The sequence below is a fragment of the Luteimonas sp. A537 genome (assembly GCF_054052065.1).
The window spans coordinates 199788-226158 of sequence record NZ_JBSVRH010000001.1; the positions used below are offsets into that span (position 1 = coordinate 199788).

Genomic DNA, 26371 nt, shown 5'->3' on the forward strand with positions numbered 1-26371 from the left:
ATTGATATACGCATTGAAGACCTCTCCATGGGTGCGCGGACAGTCCGCGGTTACCCAAGAGACGACGTTTGGCCCGCCCACAGGACATCGCAGCGATCAGCACCCGCTCGCTTCGAGCAGCGCGCGCAGCACTGGCTGCAACGCCGCGGCCCGCTCCGGCCGCCAGTCGAAAGTCGTCTCGTCCATGTAGGTGCGCTGCGCGATCTCGAGCTGCACGGCATCCACGCCCTGCTCGGGACGGCCGTAATGGCGCGTGATGTAGCCGCCCTTGAAGCGGCCGTTGGCCACCCAGTCATAGCCGCCCTGCTTCGCCAGCACCAGCGCCAGGCGCTCGGCCAGCTCCGGTGCACAACTGGCGCCGCTGGCGGTGCCGAGATTGAGGTCGGGCAGCCGCCCGGGGAACAGCCAGGGCAGTTCGCCGCGGATCGAGTGGCCTTCCCACAGCACCACGCGGCCGTGCGCCTGCTTCAGGCGATCGATCTCGCCGCGCAGCGCCGCGTGGTAGGGCCGCCAGTACGCGTCGACGCGCTGCAGGACCTCCCCGGGCGCGGGTTCCTGACCTTCAAGGTAGACCGCGCTGCCATTGAACTGCCGCACCGGGCACAGCCCGGTGGTGTTCTGCCCGGGATAGAGCGAGGTGTCGTTTTCGTCGCGGTTGAGGTCGACCACGTAGCGCGAATGCGTCGGCACGAGGATCGAGGCGCCCAGCTCACGCGCGAAATCGTACAACCGGGCCACGTGCCAGTCGGTGTCGGGCACGGCACGCGCGCTGGCGGTCAGGCGCCGCGCGATCGCGTCCGGGACATGGGTGCCGTCGTGCGGAAGGCTGACGAGCAGCGGCGCGCTGCCGCGGTGCAGGGTGAAGGTCTCCATCCCCCGATCCTAACCGCTCAGCGCAGCAGCACGATCTCTTCGGCGCTGGTCGGGTGGATGGCGACGGTGGCGTGGAAGTCGGCAAGCGTGGCGCCCATCTTCACCGCCACCGCGAAGCCCTGCAGGATCTCGTCCGCGGCCTCGCCAAGCAGGTGCAGGCCGACCACGCGCTTCTCTTCGCCCACGCAGACGGCCTTGAACATGCTGTGCTGCTGGACGTCGGCCAGGGCATGCAGCATCGGCCGGAAGGTGGTGTGGTGGCAGCTGACCGCATCGCCGCCGAAGCGCTGGCGGGCCTCGGCCTCGGTCAGGCCGACCCTGCCGATCGGCGGATGCGAGAACACCACGGTCGGCACGTTCGCATGATCGACCCGCGCGTCCGGCTCGCCGCCGAACACGCGGTCCATCAGCCGCCGCGCCTCGGCGATCGCCACCGGTGTCAGCGCCAGGCGGCCGGTCACGTCGCCGACCGCGTACACCCCGTCGGCGCCGGTGGATTGGAACCCGTCCACCTTGATGAAGCCACGGCCGTCGGTCGCCACGCCGGCGGCCTGCAGCCCGAGGTCGTCGGTGTTCGCACGCCGCCCGGTGGCGAGGATCACCACGTCGAAGGGCTGGCCGGTATCGCCAGCCTCCTCGCGCAGACGCACGCCGCCGGCCTCGCCGGCCTCCAGCGCGGCAAGCGAATAGCCCAGGTGCAGTGCGATGCCGGACTGGTGCAGGTTGCCCTGCAGGCGCTCGATCACCTCGTGGTCGAAGCCCTTGAGCAGGCCCTGGCCGCGCACGAACAGCTCGACGTGGCTGCCCAGCGCCTGCATCACCCCGGCAAGTTCGACGCCAACGTAGCCGCCGCCGATGATCGCCACCCGTCGCGGTGCCTCCGACAGGGTGAAAAAGCCGTCCGAATCGATGCCCAGGTCCGCGCCGGGAATGTCCGGCCGCACCGGCCGGCCGCCGGTGGCAAGCACGATATGCGCCGCACGCACCCGGGTGCCATCCCCGCACTCGACCACGCCATCGCCGGCAAGCCGGCCGCGCGAAGGCAGCAGCACGATCCCGGCCTCGTCCAGGCGCCGGCGGTAGCTGGCGTGGATGTTGGCGATGTAGCGCTGGCGGCTGGCCACCAGCTGCGTCCAGTCCGGGTAGGCACGCTTGACCGGGAAGCCCAGCGCCGAAGCCATGCCGATGCGCGCGCCGAGATCGGCCGCCAGCCACATCGCCTTCTTCGGCACGCAGCCGACGTTGACGCAGGTGCCGCCAAGTTCGCCCGGCTCAAGCAGCGCGACGCGCGCGCCGTGGCTGGCAGCGCGAAAGGCAGCGGCCAGTCCACCTGAGCCGCCGCCAACGACGGCGAGGTCGACCTCGATGCCGCGGACGGCGCTCACCGGAACCGCGCCGGCGAATACGGCGCGGGATCGATCCGCGGCGCGCGGCCGCAGACCATGTCGGCGACAAGTTGTCCGGTGGAGGGGCTCATGCTGACCCCGAGCATGCCATGCCCGGTCGCGATCCAGGCATGGCGGCGCCCGGGCACGCGGCCGATGATCGGCACGTCGTCGATGCTCAAGGGGCGCCAGCCGTACCATTCCTCGTGCTTCACCGGGCCTACCGGCTGGTGCAGGAACTGCGCAGCGCCGCGTTCCAGCGCATCGAGCCGCCGGCGGTTGAGATCGGTGCTGTAGCCCGAGAACTCCATCGTGCTGCCGAGACGGTATCCACTGCCCCAGGTGGTGACGCAGACCCCCGGCTCGTGCAGCGACAGCGCACGGCGCGGCACCAGCGATGGGCGGTCGTAGGTGATCGAATAGCCCTTGCCGGGCTGGACCGGCAGCGCGCCCAGGCCCGCCGATCGCATCAGCGTCGGCGACCAGGCACCCGTGGCGATGACCACGTCGCGCGCCTGCACGCGTCCACGGCTGCCGTGCACGGTCACGCCGTCGGCATCCTCGTCGATGCCCTGCACGTCCCAGCCGTCCTCGATCACGCCGCCAAGCGCGCGCAGCGATTGCAGCAGGCCGCTCACATAGCGGTCCGGCCGCAGGCTGGCATCGCCGGGGAAGCGGATCACGGCGTGGATGCCGGGCTTCAGCGCCGGGTCCGAACGCTCGTAGTCGCTGCCCTCGATCACCTCTGCGCCGATGCCGACTTCGGCCAGCTGCGGGATGTCGCGCGCGGCCGCGTCGAAACCCGACGCGCTGCGGAACAGGTAGTCCACGCCCTCCGACGCATACTCCGCCGCGGGTGCATGGCGCGCCACCCAATCGGGATAGGCGGTGATCGAATCGTTGAGGATGGCCGCGCGCGCGACCAGTGCCGTGCGCCAGTCACGGGCGTTGCAGCGCCTGGCAAAGCCCATCAGCCAGCGCCACAGGCCCGGGTCCAGCCGCGGCGCCACGTAGAACGGCGCATCGGGCGTCAACATCCAGCGCAGCGCCTGGACGATGGCGCCGGGTGCGGCCAGCGGCGCGGCATGGCTGGGCGTCAGCGTCCCGCAGTTGCCGTGCGAACTGCCGCTGCCGACGGTCCTGGCTTCCAGCACGCGCACGCTGCGCCCGGCTTCGACCAGGCACAGCGCGGTGCACAGGCCGATGACGCCGCCACCCACCACCACCACATCAACGCGGTCGTCCATGCGGAAGTCCAGCGGCGCAGGCGGCCGTCAGCCGGCCTTGCCGGTGGGGTCGTCGCTGCCGGAGGCTTCGGCCGGAGCCGCCGCCACGTCTTCCTGGTCGGCCGCGTCGCCATGGTCATGGCCACCCGCCCCGTGCACGTGGCCGTGTTCGATTTCGATCTGCTGCGCCTCGCGCACGTCGACGATCTCGACCTCGAAGTGCAGGTCCTGGCCGGCCATCGGATGGTTGAGGTCGACATCGACCACGCTCATGCCGACCTTCTGGATGGTCACCGCGCGCGGGCCGAAGTTGGTGTTCAGCACCACCTGGTCGCCGACGCTGAGCTTCTGGCCGCTGAAATGCTTCTTCGGCACGCGCTGGGTCATACCCTCGCGACGCTCGCCATAGGCCTCGGCGCAGGGCACGTCGGCGCTGAAGCTGTCGCCGGCGACGTGGCCTTCCATCGCCTTCTCAAGGCCCGGGATGATGTTGCCGTGGCCGTGCAGGATCGCCAGCGGCTCGTCGCGGTCCTTCGACGTCTCCACCGGTTCGCCGCCCTTCTGCGAGACGGTGTAGTGGAAGCGGACGACGCGGTCTTTTTCGATCTTCATGTGCAAGGGGTCCGGAAGCGCGGCACGCGGCCGCTTGTAGGAATGCGGAGGCTCGGCCAAGATGCCGGCCGATGGGCAAGGACATGCATTATCCAGACACCGGCCACCGCGCGCCAATCGCCGCCGCGGTATTGCTGATCCTGGCCTTCGCCGCCGGCTGCGGCCGCGACAATGTCCGCGCTCCGACGCCGGCCCGGGCTCCGGCCGCCGCCGAGCGCGCGTGGCCCCAGGTCACGCCGGCCGATCCGGCCGCGGCCAATGCGGTGCTGATGCGCGCCATCAGCCTGGTCGGCACGCCCTATCGCTACGGCGGCAATACCCCCGAGGGCGGCTTCGACTGTTCGGGCCTGGTCAACTATGTGTACCGGGACATGCTGGACCTCAAGCTTCCGCGCACCTCGCGCGACCTGGCCGCCTACCAGGGGCCGAAGATCCAGCCCGACAAGCTGGCGACCTCCGATCTCGTGTTCTTCGGCAGCGGCGGCAGCGTCACCCACGTCGGCATCTATATCGGCGAAGGCCGCTTCGTGCATGCCCCCAGCACCGGAGGCACGGTCCGCTTGGACCATCTCGACGGAAGCTACTGGCGACGCAACTACAGCGGCGCAAAACGCATCCTGCGCTGAATCGAGGACACGCGTCCCGCGCCCTTCACGTCCGGCTAATGAAATCCTAACAAGCCGGAGGCTTCTCTACGGCACCATCACGCGCTGCTGTTGTCGACTTGTGAAGACCGCGTGACATTTTTTCCAGGAATCGCCTCCGCCAGCCGCTCCACCTTCCGGGTGCGATCGCTTCTCTTCAGTGGCCTGCTGCTGCTCTGCGCGACCCCGGCATTCGCCGCCCCGCTGGGTGCCGACTCCGCCGACCAGATGCTTTCCGGCTCTACCAGCCAGACCCTCACGGGCAGCGCCATCGCGCCGAGCCGCGACATGCTGAGCGCCGCCGACGTCCTGCAGCTGATCGAAGCCGGCGAGTCCAGCGTCGACGCCCAGCCGCATGGGCGGATCCAGGCCCTGCTGCAGCGTGCCATGGGCCTGCTCGGCACGCCCTACCGCTGGGGCGGCACGTCGCCGGACTCCGGCTTCGACTGCAGCGGCCTGGTGGGCTATGTGTTCCGCACCGCGCTGGGCATCGAACTGCCGCGCGTGTCGCGCGAGATGGCCGGCAACGGCGAAAAGGTGGAACGCGCGGCGCTTGTAGCCGGCGACCTGGTGTTCTTCGGCCGCCGCGGCAAGCGCGTCGACCACGTCGGCATCTACGTCGGCGACGGCCAGTTCGTGCACGCGCCACGCACCGGCCGCGATGTCACGGTATCGCGCCTGGACACCGGCTACTGGGCCGGCAAGTTCCTGCAGGCGCGCCGGGTGGACGGTCTGCACAGCTGAGCTCCTGCCTGACGCCCTGCTGTTGGAACCGAAGGCCGCCCTCCCGGGCGGCCTTCCTGTTTCCGCTGCCTGGACCTCGTTGCAGCGCGGCGTGCACGCCCCCGCCCGACGGGCGAAGCTCGGCACCGGGGAAACCACGATAAAGGACGGCGATGCAGGCGACGCTGCTGACCAACCTCCTGCTGCCACTGGCGTTGGGGGTGATCATGCTCGGGCTCGGGATGGGCCTGACCATTGACGATTTCCGGCGCGTGGCGCGCTATCCCAAGGCGGTGCTGACCGGCCTGGCCCTGCAGACCCTGATCCTGCCCTGGGTGGCCTTCGGCCTGGCACTGGGCTTCGGGCTGCGGCCGGCGCTCGCGGTCGGGCTGATGCTGCTGGCGGCTTCACCGGGCGGCGCCACGGCGAACATCTACAGCCACCTGGCACGCGGCGACGTGGCGCTCAACATCACGTTGACTGCGATCAACAGCCTGCTCTGCCTGCTGACCCTGCCGGTGATCCTCAACCTGTCGCTCGAGTATTTCGTGGGCGCCGGCCAGTACGTCCCGCCGCCGGTGGCGAAGGTGGTCGAAGTCGGCGTGATCATCCTGTTGCCGGTCGCTGCGGGCATGGCCGTGCGCCACTTCGCGCCGGGGTTCGCGGCGAGTTCGGCCAAGCCGCTGAGGCTACTGTCGGTACTGGTGCTGGCACTGCTGGTCGCGGTGGCGGTGGCGCAGTCCTGGCAGGTGCTGCTGTCGTCGGTGGCCGTGGTCGGCATGGCCTGCCTGCTGTTCAACCTGGCCAGCCTGGGCACAGGGTATGCGGCGCCGCTGGCGCTGAAGCTGCCGCGGCCGCAGGCAGTCGCAATCTCGATGGAGATCGGGATCCACAACGGCACGCTGGCGATCTTCATCGCGCTCAACGTGCTGGGCAACGCCGCGATGGCGATCCCCGCAGCGGTGTACAGCCTGCTGATGTTCTTCACTGCGGCAGCGTTCGCCTGGTGGCTCAACCGGCCCCGCGCGGTCCCGGCGGTGGCCTGACCCGGCTTCCGCGCCTCGTCCCCGGGCGTGCGGGACGAGGCGCGGGGAAGGCGCTTCCGCTCATTCCACCGTCTTGAACTCGCCCCACTCGGCCAACTGCCCGGCGATCGCGTCGCCATCGCCCACCACGATGATGCTCTGCCGCTCCGGCACGAAGTACTTGGCCGCCATCGCCTGCACCTGGCCGGCGGTCACCGCGCGCACCTTGGGCACGAACCCGCCGAGGTATTCCGGCGGCAGTCCGACCAGCCAGTTCGAGGCCAGCGATGAAGCCACCGATGCCTGCATCTGGTTGCCGATCAGGTAGCTGCCGGCGACATAGCGTTTGGTGTCATCGAGCTCGGTCGCCGGCACCGGCTCGGTGGCGAGGCGCGCGTACTCGCTGAAGAACTCGGTCAGCGACGCGCCGGTGACCTCGTTGCGAACGTCCGCGGAGCCGACCACGTAGCCGCCCTCGGCCGAGGACGTGGCACCGGCACGGGCACCGTAGGTATACCCCTTCTCCTCGCGCAGGTTCTGCATCACGCGGCTGGAGAAGCTGCCGCCGAGCACGGTGCCCGCGAGCTGCAGCGGAATCGCGTCGGGGTCGCTGGCCGGCACCGCCGGACTCGCCAGCCGCAGGGTCGACTGCACGCTGCCGTCGCGCTGCAGCAGCAGGCGTTGGGCTTCGGCCTGGCGCGGGGCGGCGGGCGTGGCCGCGACGTCGGCAGATCCCTGCGCCTTCCAGTCGCCAAAGGCCTCTTCGGCGAGGCGGAACGCCTCGTCGGCCTCGACCCGGCCGGCCACCACCAGCAGGCTGCGCCCGGGATGGAAGCGCCGCGCGTGCTCGCTGCGCAGCGCTTCGGGCGTCACGGCCGTGATCGACGCTTCGGTGGCCTGCGTGCGCGCGTAGGGATGGTCGCCGTACACCGCCGACAGCAGCGCGCGGGTGGCGCGGAATCCCGGCTGCGCCTCGGCCGCCTTCAGGGCCTGCAGGGCGTTGGCCTGCGCCAGTTTGACCTCGCCTTCCGGGAAGGCCGGCGAGCGCGCGACCTCGGCCAGCAGGGACAGCATCGGGCCGGCATTGGCTGCCAACGCATTGGCATACACGATGGCGCCGTCGCTGTTGACGGTGGCGCCGATGCCACCGCCCTGGGCCTGCGCGAATTCGGCGATCTCGCGCGAATCACGCTCGGCGGTGCCTTCAGGGAGCAGGCCGGCCAGCAGCGAAGCGAAGCCGGGCGCGTCCGGCGCGTCGGCCACGTAGCCGGCGTTGCGCACCGCGAGCACGTAGTCCACGCGCGGGATGCCGTCGCGCGGCACCACCCAGACCTCGAGGCCGTTGGCGAGGGTCCTGCGTGCGATCTCGGGCACCGGCAGCGGCTTGTCGGCCGCGTACGGCGGCAGGTCCTTCGGCAGGTCGGCGGCGGGGCCGGCGACGGCGGCGCCGCAGGCCAGCGCGGAGACGGCCAGGGCGAGCAGGCTGTGCTTGAAGAAGATGGTCATGGAAGTCTCCTCAGTCCTGGCCATTGGTGGCGGGCGTGCCTGCGTCCGCGTCCGCGGCGTCGGTGCCGGCCGTGGCGGCCTGCAGCATCGCTTCGGGCTTGCGGTCGATGACGGTGCGGTTGTCGCGCGTCAGGTAGGTGCGCGCGGCGCGCTGCACGTCGGCCGAGGTCACGGCATCGATCCAGCCGGGGATACGATTGACCACTTGGGCGTCGTCCCACATCAGCTGCAGCTTGGCCAGGGCGTCGGCGCGGGACAGGAAGGACTCCAGGCCGTCGTACCAGTCGGCCAGCATGCGGGTCTTGATGCGGGCCAGCGTGGCGTCGTCGACGCCATCGGCGACCACCTTCGCGATCTCCTCGTCGATGGCGGCCAGCATGGCGTCGGCATCGGTGTCGGGCTTGTACAGCGCGAACACGGTGAACAGCGTCGGGCCGTCGTACTCCCACTCGCTGGTCAGGCCGTAGAGCGAATCGACGTTGAGCGCCAGCTCCCGGCCCTTCACCAGGCCCTGGTACAGGCGCGAGGCGTCGCCGTTGGCCAGCAGCGCGCCCAGCACCGCCATCGGCGCCTGGTCGGCGCTGCCGCGGTCGGGCATCTTCCAGGCCACGGCGATCGCCGGCACCTGGGCCAGCTTGTCACCCTGCTGCAGGCGCTTTTCCTGCGTATTGAGGCCTTCGCTGAAATCGGGTGCGGCAGGCGTTTCGCGCCGCGCGATGTCGCCAAAATACTTCTCCGCGAGCGCGAAGCCTTCGTCGGGCGAGATGTCGCCGGCCAGCGAAAGGATCGCGTTGTTCGGCCCGTAATAGTCGCGGTGGAACGCCTTCACGTCCTCCAGGCTGGCGCTTTCAAGATCCTCGAAGCTGCCGTAGCCATCGTGGTTGTTCTCCCACTTCTGGAACGCATGCATGCCGATGTCGATCCACATGAAGCCGCCATAGGGCTGGTTCTGCACGTTGTTGCGGATCTCCTCCTTGACCACGTCCTGCTGGTTCTTCAGCGTCGATTCGCTGAAGTCGAGCATGCGCATGCGGTCGGCCTCGAGCCACAGGATCGGCTCGATCGCGGACGAGGGCGCGATCTCGATGTAGTTGGTGAAGTCGGCGCGGGTGGAGCCGTTGTTGCGCCCGCCGCCGCCGGTGATCACGCGGTCGAACACGCCCTCCGGCGCGTTGGCCGAACCTTCGAACATCAAGTGTTCGAACAGGTGCGCGAAGCCGGTGCGGTTGCGCGGCTCGAGCCGCATGCCGATGCCGTAGACCACGCTGACGCCGACCACGGGCGCGCTGCGGTCCTCGGACACGACCACGGTCAGGCCGTTGTCGAGGATTTTCGTCGCCACCGGGATATCCCAGCGGTCGGTGTCGGCGGCGAAGGCCGGCGCCGCGATCAGCAGCGCGGACAGCCACGCGATATGCCTGGGCAGTTTCATCTGTCCCCCATCTCCCTTGTGAACGAATCGCGAACATACCGCGGATGCCCGGGCCGGTGGCCGGCCGGACGTCATGCCCGCGACGCAGGGCCGGCATCCGGTGGATACTGCCGCCTTTCCGCTGCCTTGCCGGTGAACAATGCCCCTCCGCGCCCTGCCAACCGCCCTTGCCCTCGCCGTCCTCCTGTCGCCCCGGGCCGGGGCCGCCGCGGAGCCGCCGCTGCCGCAGCTCGAGGCCTACACCGTCCACGAAAGCTGGCGCCAGCCCATCGCACCTGTGCGCATCGCCGACAGCACCTGGTACATCGGCACGGCCAACCTGAGCGCGATCCTGGTAAAGACCCCGGCGGGCGCGGTGCTGATCGACGGCGGCATGCCGCAGGCAGCGGACATGTTGCTGCGGCACATGGCCGAGCTGGGCGTGGCGCCGGGAGACCTCAAGCTGATCCTGTCCAGCCAGGCCCACGCCGACCACGTTGGCCCCTTCGCCGAAATCCGCCGGAACACCGGGGCCCGCGTCGCCGCGAACGCCGAGTCCGCGGTGCTGCTGGCGCGCGGCGGCAGCGACGACATCCACTTCGGCGACGCCATCACATTCCCGCCGGTACAGGTGGACCGCCTGCTGCTGGACAACGAAGTCGTCGAACTCGGCGGCATGCGCTTCACCGGGCACTTCATGCCCGGGCACACGCCGGGCAGCACGGCCTGGACCTGGACCGATCGCGACGATGGCCGCGACCTGCGCATCGCCTACGCCGACAGCCTGAGCGCTCCGGGATACCAGCTGATCGGGAACCCGCGCTATCCGCGCATCGTCGAGGACTACCGCCGCAGCTTCGACGTGGTCCGCGCCCTGCCCTGCGACCTGCTGCTGACTCCTCATCCGGGCGCCAGCGGCCACGACTTCGCCGACCCGGCGGCATCCAAGCCTATGACCTGCATCGAGTACGCCGATGCCGCAGAGCGCGCCTTCGAAGAGCAGCTCGAGTCCGAGCGGGTCAGCGGCAGGCGCTGAGCGGGCATACGGGACGGGCTGCGCGCGCCACACCGAAAGAGTGCTTGGCCGCAGCGAATTACGCTTGGCCGGCGCGCTCCGGCTCCGCGGGCTCCTCGCCCTCCTCGATCCCGACGTTGCTCGACGCCCGCTCATATACCTCGCGGTCGAGCAGCCCGGTCTCCTTCGCCACCAGCACCGGCACCAGCACCTGGCCGGTCACGTTGGTCATCGTGCGCATCATGTCGAGGATGCGGTCGATCGCGTAGAGGATGCCAATCGCCTCCAGCGGCAGGCCGGCGGCGCTGATCACCACCGTGGCCATGATCACCGCCGTGCCCGGCACGCCGGCGGTGCCGAAGCTGCCCAGCACCGAAGCCAGCGCGATCAGGAAGTACTGGCCCGTGGACAGCTCGATGCCCATGAACTGGGCGATGAACACCGCGCCCAGCGCCGGGTAGATCGCGCCGCAGCCGTCCATCTTGATGCTCGCGCCCAGCGGCACGGCGAAGCTGGCGTAATCCTTGTTCACGCCCAGGTTGTGCGTGGCCGAGGTCAGCGACAGCGGCAGCGCGGCGAAGCTCGATGACGCCACGAAGCCGATCTGCATCGCCGGCGCCGCGCCGCGGAAGAACTTCAGCGGGTTGAGCCCGTGCGCCAGCAGCAGCCCGGTGTAGACCACCAGGATGTGGAAGGCGCACGCCAGGTACAGGGCGATCACGAACTTGCCCAGCGGGATCAGCTGTTCGAAGCCATAGGTGCCCACCAGCGCCGCGATCAGGCCGAAGGTGCCCAGCGGCGTGGCTTCCAGCACGAAGCGGGTGACCTGGATCATCATCTCGCGCGACTCGTCCATCAGCGCGCGCAGGCGCAGCGTCTTTGCGCCCAGCCTGACCAGGGCGAAGCCGACCAGACCCGCGAAAAAGATCACCTGCAGGATGGTGAAGTTGCTCGGGACGATGACGCGCTGCCCGTCCTCGGTGCGGCCGGCGCCCAGCGCGGCCATCGCGCGGAACGGGTTCTCCGGGACGATGTTGACCAGCACGTCCAGCGGGCCGGGGACGTCGCGCTGCTGGTAGGTCTCGGCCACCTGCAGGCTGGCCGCATCGACGCCGACGCCGGGCTTGAGCACCAGCCCGAAGGTCAGCCCGACGGCCACCGCCAGCACGGCTGTAATCGCGAACCAGACGAAGGTGCGTGCCGCCAGCGCGGCGATGGAGCGCTGGCCCGCCAGCGAACCCACGGCGCTGACCACCGCGAAGAACACCAGCGGGATGGCGATCATCTTGATCAGGTTGACGTAGACCGTGCCCAGCGGGCCGAACCAGGTCTCCGCCGCCGGTCCGAGCAGCCAGCCGGCAAGCGCGCCGAGCACGAAGCCTGCGGCCACCCGCTGCCAGAACGGGATCTTGAACCAGGCCTTGAGGTGCTTCATCGGCATCCAGCGAAAGTGGCAGTAAGGCACCTTAGCCCATGGCCATCCCGGCAGCGATGACCGTGGCGGAACGCCGGAGTGTCATCACCGGGACGCTGCCTGCCAGCCATAATGTCCCTTCCATCGGCCGCCCGAACCGCGCAGGACCTCCATGACCAGCACCGCACCACTCTCCCCGGCTTCCATCCGCAACCGCCTGCCCGCCATGCTGACCGTGATGGCGGCCTGTCTCGCGACCGCCTGTGCCACGCAGCCCGCCGGCACCGCCGCTCCCGCAGCCTCCAGCGCCGCCGCGACGCCGGCGTCGTTCCACGTCGACGTGCCCGCGATCAGCCGCCCCGAAGGCGAAACCGCGGCATGGTGGTATCGCAGCGGCGCCGCGCACGCGGCCGCCAACGGTGCCATGGCCGGGCGCGCGAAGAACGTGATCCTGTTCGTGGGCGACGGCATGAGCCTGACCACGGTGGCCGCGGCGCGGATCTACGCCGGCCAGCGCGAGGGCGGCTCCGGCGAGGAGAACCTGCTGTCCTGGGAGCATTTCCCGGCCACCGCATTCTCCAGGACCTACAACACCGACGCACAGACCCCGGACTCGGCGGGCACCATGACCGCCATGGCGTCGGGCGTCAAAAGCCATATCGGGGCGATCGGGGTCAGCGCGGGCGATATCGATGACTGCGCGCAGTCCAGGGGCAACCGGTTGCAGAGCTGGCTTTCGCTGGCCAAGGAAGCCGGTCTCGCCACCGGCATCGTCACCACGGCGCGCCTGACCCATGCCACCCCGGCGGCCACCTATGCCCACGTGCCGAACCGCGGCTGGGAGAGCGATGCGTCGACGCCGGCCGGGATGCACGACGCCGGCTGCGCCGACATCGCCAGCCAGTTCATCAACTTCGCGCGCCACGGAGGCGGCCCGCAGGTGGTGCTTGCCGGCGGCGCCCGCGAGTTCCTTCCCGACGAAGAGGTGCTGCCGGGCATTCGCGGCCAGCGCAAGGACGGCCGCAATCTCGTTTCCGAATGGAAGGCGCTGAATCCCGGCGGCGCGTTCGTCTACACCACCGAGCAGTTCGAAGCCGCGCGTGGTGCGCCGGCCGTGCTGGGCCTGTTCGAGCTCAGCCACATGCAGTACGAGCACGACCGCGACCGTGGACCCGAAGGCGAGCCCGATCTCGAGGCCATGACCCGGTTCGCGATCGAATCGCTGTCTGGCAGCGACGAGGGCTACGTGCTGCTGGTCGAAGGCGCGCGCATCGACCACGCCAACCACGAGGGCAACGCCTATCGCGCCCTGGACGAGACCGCGGCGATGTCGCGCGCCGTGCAGGCGGCGGTGGAGATGACCTCGGCGGAGGACACCCTGGTCGTGGTCACCGCCGACCACTCGCACGTGCTGAACTTCGCCGGCTATCCGCGCCGCGGCAATCCGATCCTCGGCAAGGTGCGGGGCGAGGGCGATGGTCCCACGCTGGATGCCCTGGGCCTGCCCTACACCACGCTGAGCTATGCGAACGGCCCCGGCTATGCGGGCGCCAGCAACGCGCAACCCGCGGGCCCCAAGCACCATTACCACGACCTCGAGGCCGCGCAGCCCGCCATCGGTCGCCCGGACCTGGGCCAGGTCGACACCACCCACCCGGACTACCTGCAGGAAGCGCTGGTGCCGCTGGGGTCGGAAACCCACGGCGGCGATGACGTCGGCATCTGGGCACGCGGCCCCGGCAGCGCCGCGTTCCGCGGCACGCTGGAGCAGAACGTCATCTATCACGTGATCGTGCAGGCCACCCCGAAGCTGCGTGCGCAGCTGTGCGCTGCAGGCCATTGCAACGACGACGGCGTGCCGGTGGAGCTGCCAAAGGTTGAAGCCTGGCCGGCACACTAGCCGCGACCCTGTGGGAGCGGCTACAGCCGCTCCCACAGTTCAGAATGGCTTCGCCAGCACCAGCCAGACGATGACCAGCAGGATCAGCACCGGCAGTTCATTGCGGATCCGCAGCATCTTCGTGGAAGGAAGGCTGCCGCCACGCGCGGCGGCCTTCAGCTGGCGACCTTCAAAGATGTACATCGCGAACATCACCGCGACCAGCAGCAGCTTCGCGTGCAGCCAGCCCGTGCCGCTGCCGACCATGGTCGGGAACTCCGGGATCACGCGGTAACCGAGCCACAGCACGATGCCCGCGACCACGGCCAGTCCGAACATCACGTGCCCGAAGCGGTACAGGCGGCGGCCCATCAGCAGCAGGCGCTCGCGCACCGCAGCGTTGCCGCCGTCCTCGGCGATGTTGATCAGGATCCGCGGCAGGTAGAACGCGGCGGCGACCCAGGCCATCACCAGCACGATGTGGACGGCCTTGACCCAGAAATAGCTCTGCATTTGCTTGAAACCCCTTGGAGTAATGCGCGACAGGATCGCACGGAGGCGGCCGCAGCCGGTATCGTGCGCGCCCATGGACAAGACCTACGACCAGGACTATTTCGACCGCTGGTACCGCCAGGGCGGCATCGGCGGACGCCAGCGGCTGGCCCGCAAGATCGCGCTGGCCGTGGCCACCGCCGAATACCACCTCGAGCGCCCGCTGCGCACCGTGCTCGACATCGGCTGCGGTGAAGGCGCCTGGCGCGCGCCGCTGCTGAAGCTGCGCCCGAAGCTGCGCTACATCGGCTTCGACAGCAGCGAGTACGCGATCAGCCGCCACGGCGCGCGCCGCAACCTGCACTTCGCGCGCTTTTCCGACTTCGAACACCTCCGCCCCTGCCCGCCGGCCGACCTGGTGGTCTGCAGCGACGTGCTGCACTACCTGCCGGCGCGCGAGATCGATCGCGGACTGCCCGGCCTGGCGGAGCTCTGCGGCGGCGTCGCCTTCCTCGAGGCCTTCGCCCGCGAGGACGCCGCCGAGGGCGACGAGGACGGATTCATCGGCCGCCCCGGCGCCTTCTACCGGCGCCGCTTCCAGGCCGCCGGCTTCCGTGCACTGGGCTCGCACTGCTGGCTGGCCCCCGCCCTGGTGCCCGGCGCAACCGCGCTCGAACTGGCCTGAACAGGGGCCCGGGTCATGTGACGAAAGGCCGACACCGGCCTCCGCCCGCCTGCGTTATGCTGCAGCGCGCAATGAACGAGCACGCCCGCCGATGATGTACCAGCTGCACGAATTCAACCGCACCCTGCTTGCCCCGTTCACGGAACTGGCGCAGGCCAACGCGAAGATCTTCGGCACCGACGGCACCTGGTTGTCCTCGATCCCCGGCGCGCCGCGCATGGCGGCCGCCAACGAGCTGTTGCACCGCATCGGCAAGGACTACGAGAAGCCGCCCTTCGCCATCCACCAGGTGGCCAAGGACGGGCATGACGTGCCGGTGGTGGAAAAGGTCGCGCTCGACAAGCCCTTCTGCCGCCTGCTGCGCTTCAAGCGCTACACCGACGACGCGCAGAACATCCTCGGCATGAAGGACCAGCCCACCGTGCTGGTGGTCGCGCCGCTGTCCGGCCACCACGCCACCCTGCTGCGCGACACCGTGCGCACGCTGCTGCCCGACCACAAGGTCTACATCACCGACTGGGTCGATGCGCGCATGGTGCCCAAGGACGCCGGCACGTTCACGCTTGACGACTACGTCGCCTACATCCAGGAATTCATCCGCCACATCGGCGCCGAGCGCCTGCACGTGATGAGCGTCTGCCAGCCGACGGTTCCGGTGCTGGCCGCGGTCTCGCTGATGGCGTCGCGCGGTGAAGAACTGCCGCGCTCGATGGTGATGATGGGCGGCCCGATCGACACCCGCGAGTCGCCCACCGCGGTCAACAACCTGGCGGCGAAGAAGCCGCTGTCGTGGTTCGAGAACAACGTGATCCACGTGGTGCCGCCGAACTATCCCGGCCACGGCCGCCGCGTGTACCCGGGCTTCCTGCAGCACACCGGCTTCGTGGCGATGAACCCCGAGCGCCACTTCATGTCGCACTGGGACTTCTACCAGGACCTGGTCAAGGGCGACCAGGAGGACGCGCAGTCACATCGCAAGTTCTACGACGAGTACAACGCCGTGCTCGACATGCCGGCCGAGTACTACCTCGACACCATCCGCGTGGCCTTCCAGGAACACCTGCTGCCGCGCGGCGAGTGGGACGTGGCCGGTGAACGCGTCGACCCGTCGGCGATCAAGGGCTGCGCGCTGATGACCATCGAAGGCGAGCTCGACGACATCTCGGGCCTGGGCCAGACCCGCGCCGCGCACGATCTGTGCACCGGCATCGCCGACGCGGACCGCGAACATCTGACCGTGGATGGCGCCGGCCACTACGGCATCTTCAGCGGCCGCCGCTGGCGCACCCAGGTCTATCCGAAGGTGCGCGACTTCTTCGCCAGCCATGACGCGGCGCCGGCCAAGCAGGTCGTACCGCTGAAGCGCCCCGCACCGGCACGCGCCGCCAAGGCGACCCGCACCGGCGCGAAGCGCCGCTGAAACCGGCGCCGACCGCTCAGGAATACTGGGCGGTCTTCACCAGCAGGTGCTTGGCCAGCAGGCCGTGCACGCGGCCGATGCCCCGGGCCACGTGCAGGGTCACGAACAGCAGCAGCACGCCTGACAGCGCGAGCAGCGGCAGCAGCCAGGGCGCGTCGGCCGGAACGTCGATGCCGAACATCCATACGTTCAGATGGATACCCGGCAGCAGCGCCAGCGGGGTCGCCAGCAGGCTCACTCCGATGCTGACCATCGCGGCCGCGATGGTGAAGTAGATGATCCCCAGCGGCAGCATCAGCAGCATGTACAGCAGCGTGCTCCAGGTGCGCGGGTCGGTGAACATGTCGCCGATCCGCCGCCAGATGCCGCGTCCCCGCGCGCTGTACAACGGCCGCCGTGGCATGCGCTCGCCCAGCATGACCTCCACCATCCGGCCTTCCACCAGCGACAGCACGCGGATCGAACCGAAGAACAGGATCACGAACGGAATGCCGATGATCAGGATCCCAAGCCCGATCGACAGCGAGATCCCGGTCACCACCCAGGTGAAGTAGAAGATACCCGTGGCCAGCGCCAGCACCATGTAGAACAGCGAGGCGTAGGCCCGCGGATCGGCGGCGACGCCGAAGAAGCGGCCCAGCACCGACTTGCGCTCCACCGGCCGCGGCGGCCGCAGCGCGGTCTGCACCGTCACCTCGGTATCGCGGTAGATGTCCGCAACTTCGTCGGGTGCGCCATACGTCGACGCGACCGCGGCGATGACCTCGGCCTCCGACCGGCGGGGGTTCTCGGCAAGCTCGGAACGCAGGTATTCCTCGGCGTCGTACAGCGCGTCCTGGATCATCGCCGGGTCGGCACCGGCCAGTGAGCGCCGCAGCTGTTCGAGGTATTCGGGAATGGTGTGCGGCAGGCTGTTCATCACGGGGTCCCCTCCAGGACGGTATCGACGGAATCGCGGGTCGCGCGCCAGGCGGCGGCCCATTCGCGCAGGGCGGCCTGCCCTGCCTCGGTCATGCGGTAATAGCGCCGCGGCGGCCCCGACTCCGAGGGCCCGACGTGGCTGGACAGCAGTCCGGTCGCCTCCAGGTTGCGCAGCACCGGGTACAGCGCACTCTGCTTGCCGCTGAGCACGCCCTCGCCGAAGCGCTCCAGGCTCTTGGCGATCTGGTAGCCGTACATCGGCTCCTCGGCGCGGGACAGCACGGCCAGAAGGGCCAGGGCGACCACGCCGGAGCTCAGCTCGCGCTGGAACTTGCGCATCGCGGCGTCGATGTCGGGTGGGGGCGGCTGTTCGACCATGGCTGGATGCTAGTGCGAACTTCCATATAGTGAATGTGCCGATAGTCAGGACCACGAGCGAATCGGCAACAATCGCGGCAACCCGACCGGAGTCACGACGTGCACCGAAGCCACCGCATCCGCCCCCTGGCCCTCGTGGCCGCCCTGTTCTGCAGCGCTGCCGCCGCGTCCCCCGGTTCCGACCCTGCCAGCGAACCGGCCCAGGCCGGCACGGCGCCTGCAAGCGCGGAGGCCGCCACGGCACAGGCCGGAACCCTGGCGATCCGCCCCAGGACCACGCAGGAGCTGCTCGATGCCTCGCTGCCCACCGATTGGCGCCGCCCGGATCCCGCCAGCACCCTGTACATGGAACTCGAAGACGGCCGCGTGGTGATCGAGCTCGCGCCCGACTTCGCGCCGGAGCACGTCGCCAACATCCGCACCCTGGCGAAGGAAGGCTTTTGGGACGGACTGGCGATCTACCGCTCGCAGGACAACTTCGTGGTCCAGTTCGGCGACATCACCGATGAAGGCGGGGTGCCGAAGCCGATCGGCAGCGCGAAGGCTGTCCTGCCTGCGGAGTTCTCGCGCCAGAGCGAAGGCCTCCCCTTCCACGCCCTGCCCGACCCCGACGGCTGGGCGCCGGAGACCGGGTTCGCCGCCGGCTTCCCCGCCGCGCGCGATCCGGCTCAAGGCCAGGCCTGGATGGCGCACTGCTACGGCACGCTCGGCGCCGGGCGCGACATGGCCGCCGATTCCAGCAACGGCACCGAGCTCTATGTGGTCATCGGCCAGGCCCCGCGCCAGCTCGACCGCAACATCACCCAGGTCGGCCGGGTGCTGCAGGGCATGGAGTTGCTGAGCGTGGTACCGCGCGGCACCGGTCCGCTCGGCTTCCACGAGTACGCCGCACAACGCGTGCCGATCAAGGCGGTGCGCCTGGCGTCCGAAATCCCCGCGGCCGAACGCACCGACATCCAGGTGCTGCGCACCGACACGCCGCTGTTCGACGCCGTGGTCGAGTCGCGCCGGAACCGCCGCGACGACTGGTACCTGCAGCCGGCCGGGCACATCGACCTGTGCAACATCACTGTGCCGGTGCGTGCGCCGCCGGCTGCCTGAGGGGCGCGGCATGCGGCCCGTCACGCGGCCTTGGCCTGCGGCTTCCTAGCCTGCAGTCCCGGCCCCCGACGGCCACCGAAACCCCAGAGGATCGCCCGCGATGGCCCTGCTCCGAATCCGCCTCACCGGCAGCGACGACACCACGCGCGCCGTCATGAACCTGCTGCAGAGCCTCGACGGAATCGAGCACGTCGAAGAGATCAACGACCTCATGCCACAGCTCGACGACGCCGACTCGAGCTCGGCCGGCCTGAGCGACGTCGGCGGTCCGCAGGGCCACACGATCGAGGTCGATGCGCCCAACCCGTCGACCGCACGTCGCGTGCGCGAAGCCGTCGAGGCGCTGGCGTTCGACCTCGACGCGCTGGTCGAGTTCGAGGAAGAAGACGAGGACTGAGTCCGGGAGTGCGGCGACCCGCGACCGTTCCGCAACTCAGCCCCGACGACGTCTCCGCCAGCGCCGGACAAGCGCCACCAGCCCCAGCAGCACACAGGACAGTGGCAACAGGAACGCCGTCGCACGGATCGTCCATGCGGTGCCGGTGGCGAGGGTGCCGGCGAAATCGCGCAGTGCCTGTGCAACCTCGCCGCGCGCCGCCTGGCTGCGGGTAGCATTGAAGTCGATGGTCAACAGCTGGGTGTCGATACGACGGCGATGCTGCGCGGCCTCGCGTTCGGCGCCTTCCAGCTGCGCCTCGACCGAGGCCAAGCGTTCCGACAGGGTGATCATGTCGCCCACCGAAAGGTCGCCGCGTGCCTGGAATTCGCCCAGGCGCTCCGACTCCTTGAGCAGCCGCTCCCGTGCCAGAGAGTTGTCGCGCACCACCACGGCCAGGTCTTCGGCGCGCGTGCTGCGCGTGCCGGGCTCGGTGCCGTCGCCAGCCAGTTCGATCATCGGTTCGACGCCCGCTGGCACAATGCGCATGCCGATGCGGCCCGAAGGGTGGTCGCCCCCCTGGCGATAGACATCGAGGACCACGCACTGGCCGAAACGACCGTCGCGGCAGGCCGCCTGCACTGCCTCGACGCGTTCGGCAATGCGGCTGCCCGCCACCCTGACGCCGGCGGTGTGCTCATACGCCAGGTAGGCCGCAGCGGCATTGTCACCGGCATCAGGCGGCGCCATGGCCGTTTGCGCCGCGCCTACAGCCGACAGTTCGGCCTGTGTCACGTCCTTCGAGCAGGCCACCACCAGCAGGAGACCGGCACCGAGGCACAGTCCCCGCAGCACGCGACTATCCATCCAACGGGTCCTTTCCCTTGCAGGGGTATTTGAGCGCGATGGATCGCAAGGTAAACCATCAGCCCGGGCGTCGGCATCCCGCCGGCCCTATGCTGGGCGATTGCTACCGCACCACGAGACCCACCATGTCCCGACAGCGCGCAGGACCAGGCCTTCGCCGCGGTCTCCGCGCGCTTCCTCGACGAGGGCCTGGCCCTGTCCCCGGTATCCGCCACGCAGATCGGCGACCACCGCTTCGACTCCGAACTCGACGACCTTGGCGCCCCACCCGTCCGCTTCACCCGCCAGCTCCTGCTGGACGAACCGATCCTGTAGGAGCAGCTAAAGCTGCGACCCGGATCCCTCGAACCTGCAGGAGCAGCTACGGCTGCGACCGCGTCCCAACCTGTGGGAGCGGCTATAGCCGCGACTTCTTGGCCTTGTGGTCGCGGCTATAGCCGCTCCTACAACAGCTGGGCCGTCAGTCCTTTTCGGGTACCAGGCGCAGGTCGTGGAAGTCGAAGCTGAAGTCGGTCAGCGGCGACACCGCTTCCATCCGCGCTTCACGCACCTTGCCGTCGTGGTCGAGGTTGAAGTCGACGAAGGCATCGGCGTTGAGCGTGCGATCGCGCCAGCGCACGATGAAGCTGTCGTGTTGCCAGTGCTCCAGGTCGCCGACCAGCTGCGGAGTGCGGCTGAAGCGCATTTCCAGGCCCTTGCGACCTTCGGCCACGATGACGTCGCCATACCAGGGGTCGCGATAGGTGTCGGCATAGCCGGCCAGCGGCAGCGAGGGCTTCGAACGCGCGTCGCGGGCGGCCTGGTGCTTCGCCCAGTCCTCTTCGGCCTTGTCGCCGCCCTTGGCGATCGCCGCGGAATAGGCCGCGACCCAGTCGGTCTCCGGCGCCTGCATGTAGGCGTCCAGCACATGCATCGTGATCGCGTTGAACGCAGCGCCGACTTCCTGGTTGGTCAGCACCACCACGCCCAGGTCCAGCTCCGGCACCAGCGTCAGGCGCGAGACCATGCCCGGCCAGCCGCCGGTGTGCCAGACCAGGCGCTGGCCGCGGTAGTCGCTGAGGCTCCAGGCCTCGCCGTAGCCGGCGAAGTTCGGCTTCGTGGCGGCCAGCTCAGGGACCGCAGGCTCGCGGATCGGGATCGGCGTCACCAACGACCACATCGCCTCGTGGCGCTTGGCGCTGAACAGCCGATTGGCATCATCGCCCTCGCCTTCAAGCACGCCACCGTCCAGCTGCACGCGCATCCACTTCGCCATGTCGTTGACGCTGGAGTAGATGCCGCCGGCGGCGGTGTTGTTCGACCAGGACATCGCCGGCACCGGTTCCGGATCGCCGCTGAAGCCCGGCCGCGCGTGGCCCGTGGCGACGTTGGTGTCGGTCGGGCGCAGCGCGTTGCTGTCGATGCGGGTGCCGGCCATGCCCACCGGCGTGAAGAGCCGCTCGCGCACGAAGTCGGCGTAGGGCTGTCCGGACACATCCTCGATCACCAGCTGCGCCACCGCGTAGAGCACGTTGTCGTAGGCATAGCGGTCGCGGAAGCCGCCTTCGATCGGCACCTGCGCCAGGCGCTCGACCACGTCGCGGGTGCTGTAGTCCGACGGCGGCCAGAACAGCAGGTCGCCGGCCCCAAGGCCCAGGCCGCTGCGGTGAACCAGCAGGTCGCGGATGCGCATCTCGCGGGTGACGTAGGCGTCGGACATGCGGAACCAGGGCAGGTGGTCGATCACGCGGTCGTCGAGCTTGAGCTTGCCCTCGTCGGCCAGGACCGACAGCGATGCCGAGGTGAAGGCCTTGGTGATCGAGGCGATCGAGAACAGGGTGTCGGCATCCACCGCTTCGGGCTTGCCGACCTCGCGCTGGCCCCAACCGCCGGCGAATACCACCTCGCCATCCTTCACCACGGCCACCGCGATGCCGGGAACCTTGAAGGTGTCCCGCACTGCTTCAACCTGCGCATCAAGGCCGCCGAGCGGCGCGGGCGGTGCGTTCTGCGCGGCCGCGACCGGTGACAGGAGGATGGCCGAGGACAGCAGCAGGGAGACGGCGAGGACGGTGTCTGGCGTGCGCATTGGCGGGGTTACCGGCTTGGACTGCCCGCCAGTATCGGCGACTGCGCTCCGCACCGGAACACGCGGGGCTATGATCGCGCCTCGGCCGGGCGCTCCGGCGCAAGGCACCGCCGCGATGGACTCCCTGTTCGAGAACGCGATCGCGCCGGTCGACGGCATCCGCACCGGCATCGGCGGCTGGACCTTTGCGCCCTGGCGCGACAACTTCTACCCCAAGGGCCTGGTGCAGCGTCGCGAGCTGGAATACGCCAGCCGAAAACTGTCCGCGATCGAGGTCAACGGCACCTACTACCGCGCGCAGACGCCGGCCACGTACGCGAAATGGCGCGACGAAACCCCGGCCGGATTCGTGTTCTCGGCCAAGGCGCCGAAGCGGATCACGCAATCAAGGACCCTGGCGACAACCGGGTCACAGGTGGAGGACTTCATCGGCGGCATCGCCACGCTGGGCGACCGCTTGGGTCCGCTGGTGTGGCAGTTCGACCGCGGCACGCGCATCGAGCGCGAGGACTTCGCCGCCTTCCTCGCCCTGCTACCGCGCGAAGTGGAGGGCCGCCCCCTGCGGCATGTGCTCGATGTCCGCGACCACGGCTTCGTCGACGCGCGCTACCTTGCGCTGGCGCGCCAGAACGGCATGGCCACGGTGTTCACGGACTCCGACGAACACCCCTCGTTTGCCGATGTCACCGCCGACTTCGTCTACGCACGGCTGATGCGCGCGCGGGCCGGAACGCCCACCGGCTATCCCGGGGCCGAGCTCGCACGCTGGGCGGAACGCGCCCGCACCTGGGCCGCGGGCCGCGATCCCGGCGACCTGCCGCGCGTCGAACCCGCCAGCGGCGGCGCAGCGGTCCCGCGCGACGTCTTCGTGTTCTTCATCTCCGCCGCCAAGGAGCGCAATCCGGCCGCGGCGATGGCCCTGCACGAGCGGCTTGCCGACGCGACCTGATCGCCCTCCCCATCCGCGACGCCGCACCATGACACCGACCACCAAGGCCCAGCTGCAGGTCCATCTCTGCGTACTGCTGTGGGGCTTCACCGCCATCCTCGGCAAGCTGATCACGCTGCCGGCGCTGCCGCTGGTCTGGTGGCGCATGTTGTTGGTCGCCGTCGCCCTGGCGCTGGTTCCGCGGGTATGGCGTGGCCTGCGTGCGATGCCGCGGCGTCTGTTGCTGTCCTACGCCGGCATCGGCGTGCTGGTGGCGCTGCACTGGCTGACCTTCTATGGCGCGGTCAAGCTCGCCAACGCGTCCGTTGCTGCCACATGCATGGCATTGGCCACGGTGTTCGTGGCGATGATCGAGCCAAGGCTGGCGAAGCGGCGCTTCTCGCGCGCCGAGCTCGCGCTGGGCGTATCCGTGCTGCCAGGGGTCGCGCTGGTGGTCGGTGGCATCCCCGACGACATGCGCATCGGGGTGGCGGTCGGCGCGGTATCGGCGCTGTTCGTCGCGCTGTTCGGTTCGCTCAACAAGCGCCTGGTCGAACACGCCGATCCGCTGGTGGTGACCGCGGTCGAGCTCGGTGCCGGCACCCTCGCACTGACCCTGCTCGCACCGCTGATGCCGTATGTGTTCCCGGCGCTTGCCGGGCCGCTGTTCACGCTGCCCGGCATGTCGGACGCCGGCTACCTGCTGCTGCTCGCCTTCGCCTGCACCCTGTTCCCGTTCGCGCTGTCATTGGTGGCGCTGCGCCACATGAGCGCGTTCTCGGCGCAGCTGGCGGTCAACCTGGAGCCGGTCTACGCCATCGTGCTGGCGATCGTGCTGCTGTCCGAACAGCAGGAGCTCCGCCTGCCCTTCTACCTGGGCGTGGTGATCATCCTCGCGGCGGTGCTGGTGCATCCGGTGCTCACCCGACCCCGCCGCATCACCCATCCCGAGGCGCTGGCGGTGGGGGAGTCGCGCGACGTCACCGACTGATCCGTGGCAGGCTGGCGACCCCGTCCCGCCGCGCAGCGCATGTACCTCGAGCATTACGGGCTCACCGAGCCGCCATTCTCGATCACGCCGGACCCGCGCTTCGTCTTCCTTGGCGAACGCCACCGCGACGCGCTCGCGCACCTGCTGTTCGGCATCACCCAAGGCGGCGGCGGCGGCTTCGTGCAGCTCACCGGCGAGGTCGGCACCGGCAAGACCACGCTGAGCCGGCTGCTGCTGAACCAGATCCCCGACAACGCCCGCGTGGCGCTGGTGCTCAACCCGCGCCAGGACCCGGTGCAGCTGCTGGAGACCGTGTGCGAGGAGCTGCGCATCGAGCTCAACGGCCGCCGCGGCAACGCCAAGGCGCTGGTCGACGCGCTGAACGCACACCTGCTCGAAGCCTATGCGCAGGGCCTGCGCGTGGTGCTGATCATCGACGAGGCGCAGGCGCTGCCGGTGGAAACGCTGGAGCAGGTGCGCCTGCTGACCAACCTCGAGACCGACACCCAGAAGCTGCTGCAGATCATCCTGATCGGCCAGCCAGAACTGCGCGACATGCTCGCCGAGCCCGGCCTGCGCCAGCTGGCGCAGCGCATCACCGCGCGCTTCCACCTCACTCCGCTCGATGCGGCCGGCACCGCGGAGTACCTGCGGCATCGCTTCCGCGTCGCCGGCGGCCAGCACTTCCCCTTCGATGCCGGCGCAGTGCAGCGCATCCACCTGCGCAGCGGCGGCATCCCGCGGCTGGTCAACGTGCTTGCCGAACGCGCCCTGCTGGCAGGCTATGCCCGCGATCGCGCCACGATCGATGCCGCGCTGGTCGAAGAAGCCGCACGCGAAGCGCTGCCTCCAGCGGTGACGACGGGCGGACGGCGCGGCAGCCTGCTGCTTGCCATGGCCGGAGTGGGCGCCGCGGCAGTGCTGGCGATCGCGGTGGCCGCGCTATGGCCGCAGGCGGTCGACCGGGACGCTGTCGTCGCCTCCGCCGGGATCGGATCCCCAGCGCCCCGCGATCCGGCAGCCAGCGCCGACTCCTTCGCGAGTACCTCCACGGACGCCGCTGGCTTCGCGACCCGCATCGCCGCCGCGGGCCACGCATCCCGTGACGCCCCGTGGCAGGCCCTGCTCACCGCCTGGTCGCTGCCGCACACGGTCGAAGACGCGCGCGCCGCGAGCGGCTGCGCACCGGAGCTCGCCGCGGGTACGTACTGCGTCCGCGGCACCGCCCACCTCGACCGCCTGATCGCCATCGGACGTCCCGCGCTGCTCGAGCTCGACGCCGGCAACGCCAGCGCCTGGGCCCTGCTGCAGGGCTCCGACGGCCGCCGCGCGCGCCTGCTGCTGGATGATGCGGTCACCGACGTCGACCGTGCGACGCTGCAGCAAGCCTGGAGCGGGCGCTATGCCGCGCTCTGGCGTTCCTCCGCGGGATTGCTGCCCGCGCCCGTTCGCGGCGCGGATGGCACATCCGTCGACTGGCTGCGCGAGCGCCTGGTGCGCGAAGGCGTAGCTGCCGCGGCAGCGCCAGGCACGCCCTTCGACGCCGCCCTGGCGGATTCCGTGCGGCGCTTCCAGCGTGCGCGTGGACTTGCCATCGACGGCGTGGTGGGTCCGGAAACCCTGTTCGCACTGGCGTCCGGCGACGCCGGCCCGCGACTGCTCCGGCAGCTGGACTGAGGTACGCGCATGTCACTGATCCTTGAAGCCCTGCGCAAGTCGGAAGCCGAACGTCGCCGCGGCGAAGCGCCCGGCCTGCGGGTGGAGCTCCCGCCCCTGGCAACCGCAGCCCGGCGCAACCTGCCCGCCTGGACCTGGACCTGGATCGCCGGCGCGGCGCTCGTGCTGGTGCTTCTCCTCGTCGCGCTGTGGCCGCGCGGGAGCGGGACCGGCGTCGGCGACGATGGCGCACCGGCAGCCACCACCTCCGCACCTGTCCCGTCGCCCGCAACCCCATCGACCAGCATGCCGAGGGCCGGCGATTCCGATGCCTTCCCGCAGGTCGACCGGATCACGCCGCGGGAGCCCGCATCGCGCATGCCGCCTCCGCCAGAAACCGGACCGGCCGAAACCGCGCTCCCTGCGTCTGCCAGCGAGACCGCAAACACCGCTCCAGCCTCGCGCCCTGCCCTGCGGCCTGCCACCGACGCTCCGCGCATCACCGAACTTCCTACCGCCCAGCGCCAGCGCCTGCCGGCGATGAAGCTGACCATGCACATGTGGAACGAGGATCCCGTGCGCCGCTTCGTGGTCATCGACGGCCAACGCAAGGCCGAGGGCGATCGCATCGGTGAAGCCAGCGTCACCGCCATCGATCGCGATGGCATCCTGCTCGAACTCGACGGCCGCCCGATCCGCGTTCCCCTTCCCTGATCCCGGGAAGCGTGCAGGAGCGGCTACCGCTGCGAAATCCGGAAGGGGCCAGCGGGTGGTG

24 protein-coding genes and 1 pseudogene are annotated in these 26371 nt (G+C 69.8%); 13 read left to right on the top strand and 12 right to left on the bottom strand.

The window, feature by feature from the left end:
* Window positions 1–96 precede the first annotated feature (96 nt).
* From hutG to ACW7GZ_RS00930, 4 genes and pseudogenes are all read right to left on the bottom strand, one after another.
* On the bottom strand, window positions 97–873 hold the full coding sequence (gene hutG, locus ACW7GZ_RS00915) for an N-formylglutamate deformylase (protein WP_457001700.1): 777 nt from the start codon (window positions 871–873) through the stop codon (window positions 97–99).
* A gap of 17 nt (window positions 874–890) precedes the next feature.
* Window positions 891–2258 (bottom strand): glutathione-disulfide reductase, encoded by a 1368-nt coding sequence (gene gorA / locus ACW7GZ_RS00920; RefSeq protein ID WP_457001698.1) that lies wholly within the window; start codon window positions 2256–2258, stop codon window positions 891–893.
* Complete coding sequence (locus tag ACW7GZ_RS00925) at window positions 2255–3505, bottom strand: NAD(P)/FAD-dependent oxidoreductase (protein WP_457001696.1); 1251 nt, start codon at window positions 3503–3505, stop codon at window positions 2255–2257. Before ACW7GZ_RS00925 ends, gorA begins: the two co-directional genes overlap by 4 nt.
* Window positions 3506–3616: 111 nt before the next feature.
* Window positions 3617–4159 (bottom strand): annotated as a pseudogene (locus ACW7GZ_RS00930) (FKBP-type peptidyl-prolyl cis-trans isomerase); the annotation flags it as partial.
* Between the two features lie 20 nt (window positions 4160–4179).
* On the opposite strand from ACW7GZ_RS00930, the gene ACW7GZ_RS00935 reads away from it, so the two are divergent.
* From ACW7GZ_RS00935 to ACW7GZ_RS00945, 3 genes are all read left to right on the top strand, one after another.
* Window positions 4180–4722 carry a C40 family peptidase gene (locus tag ACW7GZ_RS00935; RefSeq protein ID WP_457001695.1) on the top strand — a complete coding sequence of 181 codons (543 nt, stop codon included), beginning with the start codon at window positions 4180–4182 and terminating at the stop codon, window positions 4720–4722.
* A 111-nt stretch (window positions 4723–4833) separates the two neighbouring features.
* Window positions 4834–5484 carry a C40 family peptidase gene (locus tag ACW7GZ_RS00940; RefSeq protein WP_457001693.1) on the top strand — a complete coding sequence of 217 codons (651 nt, stop codon included), beginning with the start codon at window positions 4834–4836 and terminating at the stop codon, window positions 5482–5484.
* A 152-nt stretch (window positions 5485–5636) separates the two neighbouring features.
* Window positions 5637–6509, top strand: a complete 873-nt coding sequence (locus ACW7GZ_RS00945) for a bile acid:sodium symporter family protein (protein ID WP_457001691.1) — start codon at window positions 5637–5639, stop codon at window positions 6507–6509.
* A gap of 60 nt (window positions 6510–6569) precedes the next feature.
* Here the strand turns inward: ACW7GZ_RS00945 and ACW7GZ_RS00950 are convergent, their stop codons facing one another.
* Both ACW7GZ_RS00950 and ACW7GZ_RS00955 read right to left on the bottom strand, forming a co-directional pair.
* Complete coding sequence (locus tag ACW7GZ_RS00950) at window positions 6570–7994, bottom strand: M16 family metallopeptidase (protein ID WP_457001689.1); 1425 nt, start codon at window positions 7992–7994, stop codon at window positions 6570–6572.
* Between the two features lie 10 nt (window positions 7995–8004).
* Window positions 8005–9426, bottom strand: coding sequence for a M16 family metallopeptidase (locus tag ACW7GZ_RS00955; RefSeq protein ID WP_457007348.1), 1422 nt, complete (start codon window positions 9424–9426; stop codon window positions 8005–8007).
* 139 nt (window positions 9427–9565) lie between these two features.
* Here ACW7GZ_RS00955 and bla point away from each other — a divergent pair, with 139 nt between their 5' ends.
* Window positions 9566–10441, top strand: a complete 876-nt coding sequence (gene bla, locus ACW7GZ_RS00960; RefSeq protein WP_457007350.1) for a subclass B3 metallo-beta-lactamase — start codon at window positions 9566–9568, stop codon at window positions 10439–10441.
* Window positions 10442–10499: 58 nt separating this feature from the next.
* Here the strand turns inward: bla and ACW7GZ_RS00965 are convergent, their stop codons facing one another.
* Window positions 10500–11855 (bottom strand): dicarboxylate/amino acid:cation symporter, encoded by a 1356-nt coding sequence (locus ACW7GZ_RS00965; protein ID WP_457001684.1) that lies wholly within the window; start codon window positions 11853–11855, stop codon window positions 10500–10502.
* Window positions 11856–12006: 151 nt separating this feature from the next.
* On the opposite strand from ACW7GZ_RS00965, the gene ACW7GZ_RS00970 reads away from it, so the two are divergent.
* Entirely contained in the window at window positions 12007–13734 is a 1728-nt protein-coding gene (locus tag ACW7GZ_RS00970; protein WP_457001682.1) for an alkaline phosphatase, read from the top strand.
* Window positions 13735–13773: 39 nt separating this feature from the next.
* Here ACW7GZ_RS00970 and ACW7GZ_RS00975 read toward each other — a convergent pair whose 3' ends face one another.
* A complete protein-coding gene (locus ACW7GZ_RS00975; protein WP_457002842.1) occupies window positions 13774–14226 on the bottom strand; it encodes a CopD family protein in 453 nt (150 codons plus the stop codon).
* A 73-nt stretch (window positions 14227–14299) separates the two neighbouring features.
* Between ACW7GZ_RS00975 and ACW7GZ_RS00980 the strand changes: the two genes are divergently transcribed.
* On the top strand, window positions 14300–14890 hold the full coding sequence (locus tag ACW7GZ_RS00980; RefSeq protein ID WP_457001680.1) for a class I SAM-dependent DNA methyltransferase: 591 nt from the start codon (window positions 14300–14302) through the stop codon (window positions 14888–14890).
* A gap of 91 nt (window positions 14891–14981) precedes the next feature.
* Window positions 14982–16310, top strand: a complete 1329-nt coding sequence (locus ACW7GZ_RS00985; protein WP_457001678.1) for a polyhydroxyalkanoate depolymerase — start codon at window positions 14982–14984, stop codon at window positions 16308–16310.
* A 16-nt stretch (window positions 16311–16326) separates the two neighbouring features.
* Here ACW7GZ_RS00985 and ACW7GZ_RS00990 read toward each other — a convergent pair whose 3' ends face one another.
* Both ACW7GZ_RS00990 and ACW7GZ_RS00995 read right to left on the bottom strand, forming a co-directional pair.
* Window positions 16327–17229 carry a sensor domain-containing protein gene (locus ACW7GZ_RS00990; protein WP_457007352.1) on the bottom strand — a complete coding sequence of 301 codons (903 nt, stop codon included), beginning with the start codon at window positions 17227–17229 and terminating at the stop codon, window positions 16327–16329.
* A complete protein-coding gene (locus ACW7GZ_RS00995) occupies window positions 17229–17609 on the bottom strand; it encodes a PadR family transcriptional regulator (RefSeq protein ID WP_457001674.1) in 381 nt (126 codons plus the stop codon). The genes ACW7GZ_RS00990 and ACW7GZ_RS00995 overlap by 1 nt, the downstream gene beginning before the upstream one ends.
* A gap of 99 nt (window positions 17610–17708) precedes the next feature.
* Here ACW7GZ_RS00995 and ACW7GZ_RS01000 point away from each other — a divergent pair, with 99 nt between their 5' ends.
* Both ACW7GZ_RS01000 and ACW7GZ_RS01005 read left to right on the top strand, forming a co-directional pair.
* Entirely contained in the window at window positions 17709–18710 is a 1002-nt protein-coding gene (locus ACW7GZ_RS01000; protein WP_457001672.1) for a peptidylprolyl isomerase, read from the top strand.
* Between the two features lie 100 nt (window positions 18711–18810).
* Window positions 18811–19107 carry a hypothetical protein gene (locus ACW7GZ_RS01005; RefSeq protein WP_457001671.1) on the top strand — a complete coding sequence of 99 codons (297 nt, stop codon included), beginning with the start codon at window positions 18811–18813 and terminating at the stop codon, window positions 19105–19107.
* Window positions 19108–19143: 36 nt separating this feature from the next.
* On the opposite strand, the gene ACW7GZ_RS01010 is transcribed toward ACW7GZ_RS01005, so the two are convergent.
* Window positions 19144–19953, bottom strand: a complete 810-nt coding sequence (locus tag ACW7GZ_RS01010; protein WP_457007354.1) for a DUF4349 domain-containing protein — start codon at window positions 19951–19953, stop codon at window positions 19144–19146.
* A 460-nt stretch (window positions 19954–20413) separates the two neighbouring features.
* Complete coding sequence (locus ACW7GZ_RS01015; protein ID WP_457007356.1) at window positions 20414–22021, bottom strand: serine hydrolase; 1608 nt, start codon at window positions 22019–22021, stop codon at window positions 20414–20416.
* A 115-nt stretch (window positions 22022–22136) separates the two neighbouring features.
* Here ACW7GZ_RS01015 and ACW7GZ_RS01020 point away from each other — a divergent pair, with 115 nt between their 5' ends.
* Genes ACW7GZ_RS01020 through ACW7GZ_RS01035 form a run of 4 tightly spaced genes read left to right on the top strand, consistent with a single transcriptional unit; the run spans window position 22137 to window position 26310 of the window.
* On the top strand, window positions 22137–22970 hold the full coding sequence (locus ACW7GZ_RS01020) for a DUF72 domain-containing protein (RefSeq protein ID WP_457007358.1): 834 nt from the start codon (window positions 22137–22139) through the stop codon (window positions 22968–22970).
* Between the two features lie 28 nt (window positions 22971–22998).
* Window positions 22999–23940: a DMT family transporter gene (locus tag ACW7GZ_RS01025; RefSeq protein WP_457001662.1), complete on the top strand. Its 942-nt coding sequence runs from the start codon at window positions 22999–23001 to the stop codon at window positions 23938–23940.
* Between the two features lie 3 nt (window positions 23941–23943).
* Entirely contained in the window at window positions 23944–25617 is a 1674-nt protein-coding gene (locus tag ACW7GZ_RS01030) for an AAA family ATPase (RefSeq protein WP_457007360.1), read from the top strand.
* 9 nt (window positions 25618–25626) lie between these two features.
* A complete protein-coding gene (locus tag ACW7GZ_RS01035) occupies window positions 25627–26310 on the top strand; it encodes a general secretion pathway protein GspB (RefSeq protein WP_457007362.1) in 684 nt (227 codons plus the stop codon).
* Window positions 26311–26371 lie beyond the last annotated feature (61 nt).